This is a genomic window from Gordonibacter faecis (assembly GCF_030077735.1).
GTDB classification, from domain to species: Bacteria; Actinomycetota; Coriobacteriia; order Coriobacteriales; family Eggerthellaceae; genus Gordonibacter; species Gordonibacter faecis.
The window spans coordinates 13,673-28,770 of the sequence record NZ_JASJEU010000005.1 but is presented as its reverse complement, the minus strand read 5'-3'; the positions used below and the strand labels follow the sequence as shown (position 1 = coordinate 28,770).

The following is a 15,098-nucleotide window of genomic DNA, read 5'->3' as shown; positions in this document are numbered from 1 at the left end:
CCGCGCACCGCACCGCGCCACGCGCTTCTACCGCGCCCTACGCCCCCGGCTCCAGCACCCCCGCGTCCATCTGCTGGTCAGACGCGGCGCGCGGCACCGGCCGCGAGTACAAAAATCCCTGCGCGATAATCCCATCGTCCAGCTGCAACAGCATGGCCGCCTGCTCGCAGGTTTCCACACCCTCCACCACAATGGTGACGTGCAGCCTCTCGGCAATGCCCACCACGCCTTCAAGAATGGTTTTGCTGCGCTCGCCACTCTCGCTGCTCATGAGGAACGTGCGGTCGAGTTTCAGCACGTCGATGGGCAAATCCTGCAGCGTGCCAAGCGACGAGTACCCGCTGCCGAAGTCGTCAATGGAAATACGGAATCCCAAATCCTTCAGGCGTCGACACACGCTTTCAGCGCGGTCGAGGTCCTCCATCACAATGTTCTCCGTCAGTTCCAGCTCAAGCAGTTCCACCGGCACGCCGTAGCTGTCGACGAGCGCCTTCAGGTGGTCGGGGAACCCGTCGTCCAGCAGATGCAGCCGCGAGAAGTTGCAAGCAATGCGCGCCATAGGGGCACCTGCTTCCAGCCGCTCGTGAATGCGGGCGCAGGCCTGCTTGAACACTTGCAGATCGAGCTCCTTCACCAGGCCCGTCTTCTCAAACAGGGGAATGAACTCGTCGGGCGGCACGAGCCCCCGTTCGGGCGATTCCCAGCGGGCAAGCGCCTCGAACCCGACGATGCGGTTCGTGGCCAGTTCCACCTTGGGCTGGTAAAACGCCGTGAATTCCCCGCCCGCGAGGGCGTCGTGCGCCGCCGCCACCAAGGCGCGCTCGGCAATATCGCGCTCCTTCATGCCATCGTTGTACAGCACCGCTGTGCTCTGCGATGTCTCACCAATGCTGTCGCGCGCGTAGCGGGCGCAATCCATGAACTCCATGATGGTTTGCGCGTCGATGCGCTCCACCCCATGCGTGCGATCGACCAGGCACACACCCGCCTGCAGCGACAACCGGTGCGAAAGCTCCGTGAGTACCGGCAGCTCGTTGAAGCGGCGGTCAAGTTCGGCAAAGTGCGTGATGAAGTCGTCCCAACCATCCCACCGCACCAGTACGGCAAACTCATCTGCGGTAATGCGGGCGAAATGCTCGTCCTCGCGCGACAGATCGTGCAGTGTGCGGGCGAGGTCTTTCAGCAACTCATAGCCCGCGGTGTAGCCGAAGGCGGCGTTAAAGCTCTTGAAGCGCTTAATATCCAGGTACAGCAGCGCATAGCGGCCATCAGGCGCTTCGCGCAACTGCTCGCTCACCAGCGAACGGAAGCGCGCAAGGCTCCAGCCACCCGTCAAAGGGTCGGTGAACGACAGTTCCTCAATGCGCCGCGCCGTCCGCACCTTCGTGCGGCTCAAGTAATAGCCCACCGCACTCACGCAGCAAAACAGCAGGAACAGACCGAGGATAATCTCCAGCGGATACTGCCGCAGAATGTCCATCAAGCTGGTGGGATGCACGCTGAGCGAACTTTCCGAAAGCCAGGTGGTCATCTTGCTTTCGGAGGTGTACTGCACGCAGCGGTCGAGAATGCGCACAAGCCGCGGGTCGGCGCTGGCGGTCACACCCAGGCTCAAATCGTTGGCGTAGTTGGTCAACGTGGCCATGCTCAGCGGGGAATACTGCGGTTCGGCCATAAGGTAACTCGCTACGTGCGTGTCAACGTACACGCGATCCACCTCGTCTGCCAGCAGGGCGTCAAAGCACGCCTTGGGGGTGTCCAAGCGCGTGATCTCGTCGGTATCGCGCAGGTTCCCCGCCACATCATCGCTCATAAAGCCTTGCGGAACCCCCACGCGGTTGCCGTCGGAGTTTGCCCCCACCACAACGGCCAGCGGGTCGCGCAGATAAGGTCCCGTTGTGGTGATGAGCCCCTTCGATTCGTGATCGAGGTCGCGTGCAACGCCGCAGCCGATGTCAACCTCACCCTCTGCGAGCAGTGACATGACCTCAGCATGCACTTCAGTGGGAACGAATTCGAAGGACAGCCCGGTGATGCGGCTGATGTCTTCGAACAGTCGCGCGCCCACGCCGGCAAACGCGCCGGTCTCGGGATCGGTGTAGGCGAGCGGCGCGCGGTGTGCGTCGTAGGCCACACGCAGCGTGGGTGCCGAGGCCAGGTAGGCATACTCGTCGGCGGTGAACACGGGGTCTTGGTCGGTGTTAATACCGAAGTAGCGGTCGCACAGCAGCGTGGCGAAATCGGGGTCGCGCAGCATCAGCTCGTCCGTGGCCTTGTCAAACTCCGCCGCTACGTCTGCGCGGTCGAGTGGGAAGATGGCGAAGAGCGGGGCAGGGTCAAACTGCGCAACTATGCGAAAGGGCGAGTTGCTGCCCAAATGCGTCATGGCGATGGCATCAAGCGTTCCGTTGTTGAGTGCGTCAAACAATGCTTCCGTTGTCTCATAGGATACAAGTTCGGGAGTGAACCCGTGCTCCGCAGCGTAGGCGGTAAACGACCGCGCGTCCTCGCTGCCCGCTATCACGCCCACGCGCATACCGGTAAAGGCGGCGAAATCTTCGTAGGCAAAGCGCTTGTCATTTTCGCGCACGTTGAGCGTGGAATACAAATCGCACAGCGGCGACGACGAGAAGCGCACCTGACGTGCACGTTCTTCGGAGAAATACACGAGGGGCAGCAGGTCGGCTTCGCCCGCTTGCACGGCGGCGAAGGCACTTTCCCAATTCGGATAGCTTACGAAGTTGTAGGTCCAGTCGGCATAGCGTCCCACCTCGTTCAGGTAGTCTACCGTGAAACCCCCGTGGGTGCCTTCGTTTTTGGTGTACTGATAGTCGCCGTTTTCGTAAAAGGCCACGCGTACGACGCGCTTATCCGTACTCGCAGCGCCATCTTCAGCGAGGGCCGAGGGCACGGCGCTTCCGCCCATAAGAACAGCGAAAGCAACAATAAGCAGCGCACCGAACAGCGCCGCCTTCAGTCTTCGAAGAGAGAAAGATGTTGTGAATGGCGCTATGGTGCCCTCCGTCTGCGGGTGTGTTGATCTCGCACAGCAGTACAACGCAGCACCATACCACAATACGCCACCCCCTGTGCGGAGCCTGCTGCAGAAGCCGGGCGCACCTGCCAAATGATCGGCAAGTAGGGAGAATGACGGGTGTTAAGACAAAAAAATAACGAATGCGGTGTTGCATTCGTTATGAAGTAGATGGTGGAGCCTAGGGGGATCGAACCCCTGACCTCATGGCTGCCAGCCATGCGCTCTCCCAGCTGAGCTAAGGCCCCGAAAAAGTGCGAAACCTAGTATAACGGAAGCAAGCTAAGGGTCAAGCACCATTTTTGAGAAATTCACCAAGTTTTGTGCCGCTTGCGAACGGGGGTTGCGCGTGATCGGGATAACCGGCGCCTCAAAGCCCATAGAAAAGCCCCCGGGCACTGCCGGAGGCTTTCACGCTACGTCAGCGGTTGTGCCTAGGCGGTTGCTTCCGGTTTGCCGCTTGCCTCGATCTGGGTGATGATGGTGTCAAGCGCGCCGTCCACGTCGTACTCTTCCACCTTGCCCTCGTCGCACAGGCGCGCGAACGACGGGTCGATGGGCAGCGTGGCGAATGCGGGGATGTCGTATTTCTTCGCAACGGCTTCGCCCTGAGGCTCGCCGAAGATGTGGTGCTCCTTGCCGCACTCGTCGCACTTGAAGTACGCCATGTTCTCCACCAGGCCAATGACCGGCACTTCAAGGTCGTGCGCCAGGTTCACGGCCTTGCCCACAATCATGGCCACCAGCTCTTGCGGTGCCGACACGGTCACAATGCCGTCCACCGGAAGCGACTGGAACACGGTCAGGAACACGTCGGAGGTTCCCGGAGGCATGTCCACGAACAGGTAGTCGATGTCGCCCCAGCTGGTTTCGCCCCAGAACTGCTTGATGATGCCACTTACCACCGGGCCACGCCATGCCACGGGGATGTCATCCTTCGGCAGCATGAGGTTGACCGACATCACCTTGATGCCGCTTTGGGTGGAGGCGGGAATAATGCCGTCGGCGTCGGCCGTGAGCGGGTTCGTCACGCCGAACGTCTTGGGGATGGACGGGCCGGTCACGTCGGCGTCCAGGATGCCCACCTTCAGGCCCTTCTTCTGCATTTCGCTGGCCAACAGGCTGGTCACGAGCGATTTGCCCACGCCGCCTTTGCCGGAAACCACGCCAATGACGTGCTTGATTTTCGTGCGGGAGTTCACCGGGAACGTGGACGGACCCGCGTCAGCGCGGTCGCCGCATCCGGCGACGCCGCAGCTGCCGCACTCGTGCGTGCATTCTTCTTCAGCCATGACTCCTTCTTTCTCGAGGGGCCGCGGCTTCGTGGCGCGACCCGTCGTCTCGTCTCTCCGGCATGATAGCATATATGTTGACGGCAGATAGACGAATACGGCTGCCGGGTGAAAGAATCGCATCTGGCTATTACTAGATATAGTCCTATAATAGCCAACATGCATATGACACGCGCCTCGCACACCGCGCGCCGAAGGCAGAGAAACGCCAGAGAAGGAGAAACCATGCTGTTCGCAGATATCAACCTGCTGGACGAAAACCTGGACTATCAAACCCATCGCTGGGTTGGCACAACCGAGGATGGCCTCATTGCCTACGTGGGCGACCACGCGCCGGAGGGTGGGCTGGCGGCAGCGTTTGGCGAAACCTACTACGGCGCGGGCAAGTTGCTGGTACCCGCGTTCTACAACGCGCACGCCCACGCACCCATGACGCTGTTGCGCGGCTACGCCGAGAATCTGCCGTTGCAGGCGTGGCTGAACGACATGGTGTGGCCGTTTGAGGCGAAGATGACGGGCGAGGACAACTACTGGGCCACGCTTCTGGCCTGCGCCGAAATGGCGCGCTACGGCGTGGTAAGCTTCTCGGACATGTACTACCACACCGACGAGCGCGTGCGCGCCGTGGTGGAAAGCGGCCTCAAGGCCAACATCTGCGAGAGCGAACTCTACTTCGAGCCGAAGCCCTTCAGCGAGTACGCGTGCGCCGCCAAGTGCGAGGAATACGTGAAGAAGTATCACGGTGCCGCGAACGGGCGCATCCTCATTGACTACAACATCCACGCCGAGTACACGTCCAACCCGCAGACCTGCGCCGACATTGCCGCTGTCACGAAGGAGAAGGGGCTGCGCATGCACCTGCACGCTTCGGAGACGAAAAGCGAACACGAGGAATGCAAGCAGCGCCACAACGGTATGACGCCCATCCAGTATTTCGAAAGCATCGGCGTGCTTGATTCGCCCACCACGGCTGCCCACTGCGTGTGGTGCGAGCCGGCCGACTGGGATATCCTTGCCGAGCGTGGGGTGTTTGTGGCGGCGAACCCCGCCTCCAACATGAAGCTGGGCAGCGGATACGCGCCCATCCCGGCCATGCTTGAACGCGGCGTGAACGTGTGCCTGGGCACCGACGGCATGGCGTCGAACAACAACCACGACATGATGCAGGATTTGTATCTGCTCGCACTATTATATAAAGGCTCGACGAACGACCCGTCCGTGGTCACGCCGAAGCAGGCCTTCTCGGCCGCCACGCGCATGGGTGCGCTGTCGCAGGGTCGCGAGGATTGCGGCATGGTGAAGGAAGGCATGCGCGCCGACCTTGCCGTGCTCGACGTGTCCGGTCCCTCCTGGGCACCCATGACCGACCCGCTGGTAAACCTTGTCTACGCAGGTCACGGCTCCGATGTCTGTCTCACCATGAGCGACGGCACGGTGGTTTACCGCGACGGCACCTTCCCCACGGTGGATGTGGAACGCGCCAAGGCCGAAGTAGCAACGCGTACGAAACGTATAATCGCTGAGGTGTAGGTGCTCACGGGTTGCTGCACTTGGGCGAACTTTCAGGGGATCAAGGAAGAAAAGGGGAGAACATGTTGCGGATTTCGGATGCGCGTATTGAGGAATTCATTACTGAAGACGTGCCCTATATAGACTTGACGTGCGAGGTGTTGGGTATTGGCGATGCGCCAGGGGAGATGGACTACTTCACGCGTGAAGAGTGTGTGCTGGCGGGCACCGACGTTGCGCGGCGCATGGCGAGCAAGCTTGGTTGTGAAGTGGTAGAGGCGCGTCGTGATGGGGAGCGTGTGGCGGCGGGCGAGACGTTCTTCCGCCTGCGCGGGGCGGCGGCCGATTTGCATGCGGCGTGGAAGGTGTGCCTGAACGTGTTCGACCACTGCTCGGCCGTGGCCACGAAGACGCGCGCCATGGTGGATGCGGCACATGCGGTTAACCCGCATTGTGAAGTGCTCACCACGCGCAAGAGCCAGCCGGGTGCGAAAGACCTGTTCACACTTGCGGTTATGGCGGGCGGTGCGTTCCCGCATCGATTGGGGTTGTCCGAGACGGTGCTCGTGTTCGACCACCATTTCACGTTCTGCGGCGGCTTTGATGCGTTCGTGGAGAACCTGCCCGCTATCAAAGCGCGCTGCATCGAAAAGAAGCTGATTGTGGAGGCGGATCCTGAGCGTGCTCGCATTCTCGCGCGCGCTGGCGTGGACGGTATCCAGTTCGACAAGATACCGGTGGATGAACTTACGCCGCTGGTGGCGGAACTGCGCGTCACCTATCCGCACCTCACGCTTATTGCGGCAGGTGGGGTGAACCCCAATAACGCCGCCGCCTACGCGGCCACCGGCGTAGATGGCCTAGCCACCACCGCCCCCTTCGCCGCCAAGCCCCTCGACATGAGCGTACGCATGCGCGCTTGCTAAGCCGGCCATCGAAGTTGAAACAGTTGTGGCGAAGGCCTAACCTGGCTTTCGCCACGCTTCAAGTACAGCTTTGCTATACCTCCCCAGCAGCGTCACCCCTGCGTTAGCCCACCATCTTTTATACCCATTTGCAAATATATTTCATTCTAGAATATTGCAAAGTGGAAATATATCTATATGATATTATTACTAAATGGGAATAATAAGCGGCAGCCCTTGTTATTGATGTCGCTTGATGCGTCGCCTCAGAAGTGCGCCGCATCTAAGAGAAGGAGGATATTTCGATGAGTCTTCAGTTTATGCACAAGATCACGGCGCACCGAGCGGTTGGACTGGCTGCTCTTGCGCTGGCCACGGCACTCGCGTGCACGCTTTTCGCGGGCTGCTCATCAGCTTCGATAGAAAGTACCTCCGACCAGAACGCCGCTCCTTCAGAGCCAGCAGTCGAACGCCAGCTTGAGGGTAAGGAACTCAACATCTATTGCGGTGCTGGCATGACCGACCCGTTTCAGAAAATCTCCGATGCGTTTGCCGAGGAGACTGGCTGCAAGATGAATGTGACGTTTGCGAATGCCGCCCAAATACAAACCCAGATCAACACCACTCAGCAGGGTGATTTCTTCATTGCTGGCTCGGCAGACGAACTTAAGCCCGTCGAAGCGTATGTTGCTTCAAGCACCGATCTTGTGAAGCATATCCCGGTGCTGGCGGTGCCTTCCGACAATCCAAAAGCTGTTTCTGGTTTGGCTGATCTTGCTGGTGTCGACCGGCTGCTGACGGGCGACCCCGAGTCAACGCCTATCGGCAAGATTGCTCAAAAAGCGCTTTCGCAGGCGGGTCTTTGGGATCAACTTATGTCTGCAAATGTCATCACAACCACGACAACCGCTCCGCAAATTGCCACGGCCCTTGTCAATGGCGAAGGTGACGCAGGTATCGTATGGAAAGAAAATGCGAAGGTTACTGGCGTTGCGATTGTCGATACGTCTGACCTCGACGATTTCGTGAAAACGGTGCCTGCTGCCGAACTCTCGTGCGCGGCCGATGCCGATGCTGTGAAAGCATTCAGTGAATTCTTGCTGACGGATGCCGCTCAGAGCATTTGGGCTGAATTCGGCTACGAACAGGTTTAAGTATGACAACCACCGCGCCTGTTAACGCGGGCGCCACGGTTTTAGACAGGCCCACGCCCAAAGAAGGCGAAATCGAGGGCGGGGCAGTAGGTGAGGGGGCTGCTCCTGTAGCAAACATCCCCTGTGCTGCTGCCCCGTGTAGCAGGGCGCGCAGCTTTCGTCTGAAACGCACCGACGCGGCAGCGCGTCGTAAGCACCGCGGCAGACGGCGTGACGTCTTTTCGGGCGTGTCCATTGCCGTGGCTGGTGTGGTGCTCTTGTTCGTGGGAAGCGCCATCGTTGCCATTGTGGCTGGTGGTATTACGCACTTTGGTGAAGCCATCACCTCGGCAGAAGTGCTGTTTTCGCTTCGCATGAGCGTGATTACCTCCACCATTTCAACTGCGCTTTGTCTGGTTTTGGCACTGCCGACGGCATACGCTTTGTCGCGTACCTTTATGCCCTTCAAGCGCGCTGCCGAGGTGCTGATGGAGCTCACCCTTTCGCTTCCTTATATTTTGTTGGGGTTCGCGCTTTTGCTCATCTTCTCTTCTCCGGTAGGCAAAATGCTCAAGGACGTGGGATTCGCGGTGGTATTTGAACCAGCTGGCATCGTGTTTGCCCAGCTTATCGTGAATCTCCCGTTCGCTATACGCATGGTGCGCACGGCGTTTGCCGAGGTGAATCCTCGCATGGAGTTTGTGGCGCAGACGTTGGGGGCCATGCCGGGAGACGTATTTCGTACTGTTATTTTGCCTCTGTGTCGCAACTCGCTCATCAGCACCTTCGTGCTTACGTGGGCGCGTGGTATGGGCGAGTTTGGTGCTACGCTCATGCTGGTAGGTGTCACGCGCATGAAAACCGAGACGCTGCCAGGCAGCATCTACCTCAGTATCTCTACCGGCAACACCGACACCGCCATGGCAACGGCCATGATTATGCTTCTACTGTCGGCCGCCACGCTCGTTGTGGCGAATGTGCTGAACCGTCCCGTGGGTGCCTCGCGCGTTGGCGCGGAGGCGAAGCGGGGAAGGAGGACTTTCCGTGGCTGGACGCATAGACGTTGAAGGCCTGCGTGTAAAGCGCGGTTCGTTCTCGCTGGAAGTAGATAAGTTGTCCGTGGAACCGCGCGAGGTGTTTGCCATTTTAGGGGAAACCGGCGCGGGAAAAACGGTGCTGCTTGAATCAATAGCTGGTGCCTTTCCTTTCAGTGCTGGGCACATCTTGCTTGATGGCAAAGACGTGGAAACGCTGCCTATTCAACAGCGGCACCTGGGAATAGTCTACCAAGACTACGCGTTGTTTCCCCACATGACGGTGTACGAAAACGTTGCCTACGGGCTGCGCATGAACGGTTGCCCGCCGTCGGAAATCGATCAGAGGGTTGGCGCGGTTTTGGAATTGTTCTCCATTGAGCGCATTGCCGAAAGCTACCCGGGAATTATCAGCGGGGGCGAATCGCAACGCGTTGCGCTTTCGCGGGCATTGGTGTTGGAGCCTGATATCCTCTTGCTCGACGAGCCGTTTTCGGCGCTCGATCCCGCTACGAAAGAGCGTCTCTATGCCACTTTGCGTGACGTGCACGAGCGCTTTGACTGTACGATTGTTTTCGTGACCCATGATTTCGAGGAAGCTCGTCGCCTTGCCGATAGAGTGGCGGTGATCCTCGGTGGCCGCTTGTGCGCCGTGGTGCCCGCTGCTGAACTTTTCGACCAAATGCACGATGCGGAAGTCGCGCGCTTCCTCGGCCTTTGACCAGCGCGAATGCTACTTACCCAGCAGCTTCTTTACGCCGCCTGCGGCTACCACGGCTCCGCCGCCGATGGCGAGTAGGCCGGGGCCCGGCAGAATGAGCATGGGTACTCCTACCGCCATGATGGCACCGCCCACCACCGTCTGCACCGCACCCGCCACGCGGCGAGATGCGCCGCCGCCCTTGCCGTCGACCACCGTGGCTTTCGCCGCTTCACCTGCCTTTTTCGCAACACCACCAGCCACTGCCGCGCCCGCTGCTCCCGCCTTGGCTGCCTTGCGCCCGTAAGATGGTGCGCTAAAGCCCGCCTCAGAGGCCGCATTTGTAGCCGCCTTCGCGGCACCCTTTGCCTTGTCGCGTGCGCTTGCAAGGGGTTCAACGTCGATGGGTGGCTCGTGCTTGCTCATGCTTTCTACCTCGCTTATCGGGGTGTGCTTCTCGTGCCTATCTCTCTTCGATTATACCGACCCGCCACTCCCGCCTTGGCGCTCCCGCCACCGCAGGTGCATTCCGTCACCGTTCGGTAACGAATCCCTCGCGACTTCTCCAAACGTTGAAGCACCGCGGCCGAAAGCGGCCAGACGGACGGGTTGCGAATTTACGCAGAAGGAGTGCGCCCTCTGCTTGCGCCCTTCCTGCGAGTGGCTATAATCATGACCCAACGGTACAGCGTGGCAAGGGAGTGTCAGGCCCAACCGTGTCGACAGGGGGACTGAAATGGAAATAGGCCACGCACCTGGTCTTTCTCAGCATCACGGTTTGCACTTGACCACGGAGATTAAGCAGGGTATCTCCGTGCTGCAAATGAACGCGTCGGACTTGAGCGAGTACGTGAAGACGTGCGTTGAGGAAAATCCCTTCTTCGATGATGACTGGGTTGAGCCCCTGCATCCCTATGAGGTCGACCGCTTCAAGCGGGCCGAAAGCGCTGATGCGCTGCTGGATAGGCGCGGTCACGGCAGTCCGGAAAACTTCGACAACGAGCGCTCCAGCATGTCGCAGCGCAGCTTCTCGTTCGACCGCTTTCTCGTGGACGATGCTTCGCTGGAAGAATATCTGCTGGAACAGCTGCACATGCAGGTGAGCGATAAGCGCTCCCAAGCGGTGGGCGAATACCTTATTGGTAACATCGATTCAAGCGGCTATCTGCGCACACCCGTGGAGTCGGTGGCCGAGGCCGTGGGTGCCAGCGTCGATGAGGTGCTAGACATCCTTGGCATTATTCAGAAGTTTGACCCTCCGGGAATTGGCGCCCGCAACTTATCCGAGTGCCTCACGCTCCAGCTGGAAGCTGCCGGTCGCATGACGCCGTTGGTGAAGCAGCTCATCGAACATATCACCGAATTTGAATCGCGTACGCCCGCAGCTATTGCTCATGACATGGGTATCACGCTGCGTGAACTCAGCGAAGCGCTCGATGTCGTGCGCGCCTGCAACCTGCGACCGGCTGGCCAGTTCGGTAGCCCCTCTGAACCCGTGTGGCCTGAAGTGGTGATAGAACAGGCAGAAGAAGGTGGCTTCCGCGTGCACCTCCAGGATTTCTACCTGCCGCATTTGCGCATCAACGAACAGTACCGCACGCTCGCGTCCAGCGTGAAGGAGCCCGGCACGCAAACCTATTTGAAGGAAAAGCTCAAAGAGGCCGAAACCCTCATGAGCAACATCACGTATCGCAAGACTACCTTATATAAGGTAGCGTGTTGCATCGCCGACATGCAGGTTGACTTCTTCGCCAAAGGCTACGATTACCTTCGCCCGCTTACCATGGCCCAGGTGGCGCAAGCAACCGGTGTCTCTGAGTCCACCGTCAGTCGCCTGGTGAACGGCAACTACATCCAGACGCCGGTGGGCACTTTCGAACTGCGCTTCTTCTTTAGCTCCGCTGCCAGCAATGCGTCGGAGGCGGCGGTGTCCTCCACCAGCGTGCGCCACAAGATAAGTGAACTCGTGGCTGCCGAAGATTCCGCGCGCCCGCTGAGCGACCAAGCCATCGTGGACGCGCTCGCGGCTACCGGCATCGTGCTGTCGCGCCGCACGGTTAATAAGTATCGCGGAGAGTTGGGCATTCCCGCCCGCGCCGCCCGCCGTCGCGGCTAGCGCCCCCCGCTTTCTCATTTTCATCCAGCGCCCGCGCCGCCATCCAACCGCTCATTCCCCCATTTCTGCCGTCCCCCGCACGGCCTCACCGCTCGATGCTCATTTTTGACCGCCGTCCGAACCGTTCTCAGCAATCTGTCTCAAAATGAGCATTTCAGCCAAGAAACAGTTCAAAAACGAGAATTCAACGTCTCTTTTTCAATTTCGTACCACGGGCTATCGGTGCTCCAAATTCTTCTCCCAATTCTTGTTAGGTATATTGACCAGGGAATACAAAACTTTTTTCGATATTTTTGGCAAAACTGGCACAGTACATGCATCTATAGGGGCAAGCGTGAACGAGTTTCGTGAGAAACGGGGGGATGTTCACGATCTCAGAGAAGGCCATGTCGCATGGCGAGTCAAAAACGGAGAGGAGGCTTTACAGATGGCGGAAGACAAGCACAAGGATCCAGAGTATCAGGAGAAGCGTATCAAGGAACACCTGAAGGATCCGGAGAAGAACAAGCAGGCATGGAACCAGAAGGCGCAGGATGCTTCCGGGCGCGACTGGACGAAACCGTTCCGTCCGCAGCTGAAAGACGGGGAAGTCTAAAGAATTCGAGAACCGATTCTTAAAGACGAACAGAAGGGATTCAAGGTATGCTTACCAACGAGCTTGAGGGCGTCAACAAAGACGTCTATAAAACCGACTGGCAGTGGCAGGAGGGCGAGTACACGGTTACCCGCACCAACATGTGGACTGCTCCTGGTTGCCACAACGGTTGCTCCGTTCTCTATTACACCAAGGACAACAAGGTTGAGAAGATTGAGGGCGACCCGCTGTCCCCCTACAACCAGGGTCGTCTGTGCATGCGTTGCCTCGACGTTGTCGAGACGTTCTATCACAAGGATCGTTTGAAGTACCCCCTGAAGCGCGTAGGCGAGCGCGGCGAGAACAAGTGGGAGCGCATCACGTGGGATGAGGCTATCGACGACATCGCCGAGCATGTGCGTGCTATCTGGGAAGACTACGGCCCCGAGTCCATCGTGTCCATGCAGGGCACCGGCCGTAACATCTGCTGGCAGACCCCGTACCTGAGCTATGCCGCGTTCGGCAGCCCGAACTTCGTGCTCGGCTTCCTCTCCGGCGACGCGTGCTACCTGCCCCGTACGACCATCGGTCACTGCTTCATGGGCGACTTCTTCGTGGCTGACTGCTCGCAGCACCTCGAGAAGCGCTACGCTGACCCCGAGTACGTGTTCCCCGACTACATCCTGAACGTCGGCAACAACGCCCTCATCTCCAACGGCGACGGCTTCTTCGGTCACTGGATCGTCGACGTCATGAAGGAAGGCGGCACCAAGCTGCTCGTCCTCGACCCGTCCTGCACGTGGTTGGCCTCTAAGGCTGAGGTGTGGCTGCCGGTGCGTCCTGGTACCGACGCTGCTGTTGTTATCGCTATGCTGAACGTTGTCATCGAAGAGGATCTGTACGATCATGACTTCGTTGAGAACTGGTGCTACGGCTTCGAAGAGCTGGCCGAGCGCTGCCGCGAGTACCCGCCCGAGCGTGCCGCTGAGATCGCTGGCGTTGACGCTGAGGACATCCGCAAGGCTGCTCGCCTCTATGCTTCCGGCAACCCCTCCACGATTCAGTGGGGCCTCAAGGTTGACCAGACCGTCTGCGGCATTCCGCTGGCCCAGGCTCTGCTCTCCCTCGGCGCCATCTGCGGCGACATCGACGTGCCCGGCGGCATGATGATCCCGCGTTGCGCTTACGACATTCCTGACTCCTATGGCTGCGGCATGTGGAACCTCTCTGACGAGATGCTCGGCAAGATGCTCGGCGTGGAGACCTCTCCGCTGCACGCTCTCGGCTTCGACCCGACGGCCAACGGCGACACCGTCCTCAACGCCATCGAGACGGGCGAGCCGTATCCCATTCGCATGCTGTTCATCCAGTCCACGAACACCTTCGCGAACATGTCCTCCGAGGCTCCGCGCGTGTACCGCGCCATGCGTTCGGTTGACTACAACGTGGTGGTCGACGTGTTCATGACCCCGACGGCTGTTGCGTGCGCCGACATCGTGCTGCCCTGCGGCATGAGCTGCGAGCGTAACTCCGCTCGTGTGTGGTGGTGGCCGCTGCGCTCCATCGTGAAGGTTGGCGACTACTACGAGGCCAAGTCCGACGAGCAGATCATCCTTGAGATTGGCAAGAAGCTCAATCCCAGGCTGTTCCCGTGGGAGACGGACGTCGAGCTGATGACCTGGTGGATTCAGTCCGGTAACCGCTTCCATGCTGGTTGGCCGCACAAGACCGATCAGACGTTCCTTGACCTCACCGAGAAGGTCATCGACTGGCCGGATGACTGGGCCTATCGCAAGTACGAGCTCGGTTGGCTGCGTGACGACGGTCAGCCCGGCTTCAACACGAACACCGGCAAGTGCGAGCTGTTCAACACGCTGTTTGACGCGTGGGGCTTCGATCCGCTGCCGTACTACGAGGAGCCGCCAGAGTCCCCGATCTCCACGCCTGAGCTGTTCGAGGAGTATCCGTACGTTCTGACCACCGGCGCCCGTACGTGGGAGTACTTCCACTCTGAGGAGCGCATGGTTCCGCGTCTGCGTGAGTCGCATCCCGACCCGCTGACCGATCTGCATCCCGAGACGGCTGCCAAGATTGGTGTGACCGAGGGCGACTGGATCTGGGTTGAGAACATGCGCGGCAAGTGCAAGCAGCGCGTGCGCTTCAACGCCTCGCTCAAGCTTGACACCGTGCGTTCTGAGCACGGCTGGTGGTTCCCGGAGCAGGAGGGTGCAGAGCCCAACCTGTTCGGCGTGTTCGACTCCAACATCAACAACCTCACGGTCCAGGGTGTTACCGGTCCTACGCTGTACGGCGCTCCGTACGCAAACCAGATCTGCAAGATTTATCCGGTCACGAAGGAGAACGACTGCTCGCCCAGCGAGATCGTGACTCGCGAGGGAGGATTCTAAGATGGCTGAAAAGTACGGTATTCTGATTGATTACCAGTGGTGCACCGGCTGCCACTCCTGCGAAATGGCCTGCAAGGTCGAGCATGGTTGGCAGGCTGGCGAGGCCAACGGCGTTATGCTGTTCGCTGACGGCCCCCGCATGTTCCCCAATGGTAAGTTCGAGTACACCTACCTGCCGGTCATGACGTCGCTCTGCGACCTCTGCGCCGACCGCACGGCTATGGGCAAGCTGCCTACCTGCGTGCATCACTGCCAGGCCGCGTGCATGAAGTATGGCACGGTTGACGAGCTGGCTGCGAAGGCCAAGGAAATGCCGCGCTCCTGGGTGTACGTGCCCGAGCAGTAAGAACTAAGTAATAGTCGGTGCCCTGCCCCCGCAGGGCACCGATTCGA

General features: G+C 59.5%; 12 protein-coding genes and 1 tRNA gene. 9 read left to right on the top strand and 4 right to left on the bottom strand.

Annotation, left to right across the window (positions count from 1 at the left end; genetic code table 11):
* Positions 1–37: 37 nt before the first annotated feature.
* The 3 genes from QNJ86_RS02510 to QNJ86_RS02500 form a co-directional block, all read right to left on the bottom strand.
* A complete protein-coding gene (locus QNJ86_RS02510) occupies positions 38–2,911 on the bottom strand; it encodes an EAL domain-containing protein (RefSeq protein ID WP_283831001.1) in 2,874 nt (957 codons plus the stop codon).
* A 295-nt stretch (positions 2,912–3,206) separates the two neighbouring features.
* Positions 3,207–3,282 (bottom strand) — tRNA-Ala (locus tag QNJ86_RS02505).
* A 186-nt stretch (positions 3,283–3,468) separates the two neighbouring features.
* Positions 3,469–4,326: an Mrp/NBP35 family ATP-binding protein gene (locus tag QNJ86_RS02500; RefSeq protein WP_283831000.1), complete on the bottom strand. Its 858-nt coding sequence runs from the start codon at positions 4,324–4,326 to the stop codon at positions 3,469–3,471.
* A 225-nt stretch (positions 4,327–4,551) separates the two neighbouring features.
* On the opposite strand from QNJ86_RS02500, the gene QNJ86_RS02495 reads away from it, so the two are divergent.
* The 5 genes from QNJ86_RS02495 to QNJ86_RS02475 all read left to right on the top strand — a co-directional run bounded on the left by QNJ86_RS02495 (position 4,552) and on the right by QNJ86_RS02475 (position 9,628).
* Complete coding sequence (locus tag QNJ86_RS02495) at positions 4,552–5,856, top strand: amidohydrolase (RefSeq protein WP_283830999.1); 1,305 nt, start codon at positions 4,552–4,554, stop codon at positions 5,854–5,856.
* Between the two features lie 62 nt (positions 5,857–5,918).
* The gene (gene modD / locus QNJ86_RS02490) at positions 5,919–6,761 is read left to right on the top strand and encodes a ModD protein (protein WP_283830998.1); all 843 of its coding nucleotides are present in this window, start codon (positions 5,919–5,921) and stop codon (positions 6,759–6,761) included.
* 284 nt (positions 6,762–7,045) lie between these two features.
* A complete protein-coding gene (modA, locus tag QNJ86_RS02485) occupies positions 7,046–7,894 on the top strand; it encodes a molybdate ABC transporter substrate-binding protein (RefSeq protein ID WP_283830996.1) in 849 nt (282 codons plus the stop codon).
* A gap of 2 nt (positions 7,895–7,896) precedes the next feature.
* On the top strand, positions 7,897–8,940 hold the full coding sequence (locus QNJ86_RS02480) for an ABC transporter permease (protein ID WP_283830995.1): 1,044 nt from the start codon (positions 7,897–7,899) through the stop codon (positions 8,938–8,940).
* Positions 8,918–9,628 (top strand): ABC transporter ATP-binding protein, encoded by a 711-nt coding sequence (locus QNJ86_RS02475; protein WP_283830994.1) that lies wholly within the window; start codon positions 8,918–8,920, stop codon positions 9,626–9,628. Before QNJ86_RS02480 ends, QNJ86_RS02475 begins: the two co-directional genes overlap by 23 nt.
* 12 nt (positions 9,629–9,640) lie before the next feature.
* On the opposite strand, the gene QNJ86_RS02470 is transcribed toward QNJ86_RS02475, so the two are convergent.
* Complete coding sequence (locus tag QNJ86_RS02470) at positions 9,641–10,033, bottom strand: hypothetical protein (protein WP_283830993.1); 393 nt, start codon at positions 10,031–10,033, stop codon at positions 9,641–9,643.
* Positions 10,034–10,343: 310 nt separating this feature from the next.
* Here QNJ86_RS02470 and rpoN point away from each other — a divergent pair, with 310 nt between their 5' ends.
* The 4 genes from rpoN to QNJ86_RS02450 all read left to right on the top strand — a co-directional run bounded on the left by rpoN (position 10,344) and on the right by QNJ86_RS02450 (position 15,051).
* A complete protein-coding gene (gene rpoN, locus QNJ86_RS02465; protein ID WP_283830992.1) occupies positions 10,344–11,723 on the top strand; it encodes an RNA polymerase factor sigma-54 in 1,380 nt (459 codons plus the stop codon).
* 427 nt (positions 11,724–12,150) lie between these two features.
* The gene (locus QNJ86_RS02460) at positions 12,151–12,318 is read left to right on the top strand and encodes a hypothetical protein (RefSeq protein ID WP_283830991.1); all 168 of its coding nucleotides are present in this window, start codon (positions 12,151–12,153) and stop codon (positions 12,316–12,318) included.
* A 47-nt stretch (positions 12,319–12,365) separates the two neighbouring features.
* Positions 12,366–14,705, top strand: a complete 2,340-nt coding sequence (locus QNJ86_RS02455; RefSeq protein ID WP_283830990.1) for a molybdopterin-dependent oxidoreductase — start codon at positions 12,366–12,368, stop codon at positions 14,703–14,705.
* Between the two features lies 1 nt (position 14,706).
* The gene (locus QNJ86_RS02450; RefSeq protein ID WP_283830989.1) at positions 14,707–15,051 is read left to right on the top strand and encodes a 4Fe-4S dicluster domain-containing protein; all 345 of its coding nucleotides are present in this window, start codon (positions 14,707–14,709) and stop codon (positions 15,049–15,051) included.
* Positions 15,052–15,098 lie beyond the last annotated feature (47 nt).

What these genes read in the sequence shown, in the direction of transcription:
- QNJ86_RS02450 (WP_283830989.1), top strand. Translation starts at nt 14,707, where the DNA reads ATGGCTGAAAAGTACGGTATTCTGATTGATTACCAGTGGTGCACCGGC.
- QNJ86_RS02495 (WP_283830999.1), top strand. Translation starts at nt 4,552, where the DNA reads ATGCTGTTCGCAGATATCAACCTGCTGGACGAAAACCTGGACTATCAA.
- QNJ86_RS02500 (WP_283831000.1), bottom strand. Translation starts at nt 4,326, where the DNA reads ATGGCTGAAGAAGAATGCACGCACGAGTGCGGCAGCTGCGGCGTCGCC.
- QNJ86_RS02480 (WP_283830995.1), top strand. Translation starts at nt 7,897, where the DNA reads ATGACAACCACCGCGCCTGTTAACGCGGGCGCCACGGTTTTAGACAGG.
- modA (WP_283830996.1), top strand. Translation starts at nt 7,046, where the DNA reads ATGAGTCTTCAGTTTATGCACAAGATCACGGCGCACCGAGCGGTTGGA.
- rpoN (WP_283830992.1), top strand. Translation starts at nt 10,344, where the DNA reads ATGGAAATAGGCCACGCACCTGGTCTTTCTCAGCATCACGGTTTGCAC.
- modD (WP_283830998.1), top strand. Translation starts at nt 5,919, where the DNA reads ATGTTGCGGATTTCGGATGCGCGTATTGAGGAATTCATTACTGAAGAC.
- QNJ86_RS02460 (WP_283830991.1), top strand. Translation starts at nt 12,151, where the DNA reads ATGGCGGAAGACAAGCACAAGGATCCAGAGTATCAGGAGAAGCGTATC.
- QNJ86_RS02455 (WP_283830990.1), top strand. Translation starts at nt 12,366, where the DNA reads ATGCTTACCAACGAGCTTGAGGGCGTCAACAAAGACGTCTATAAAACC.
- QNJ86_RS02470 (WP_283830993.1), bottom strand. Translation starts at nt 10,033, where the DNA reads ATGAGCAAGCACGAGCCACCCATCGACGTTGAACCCCTTGCAAGCGCA.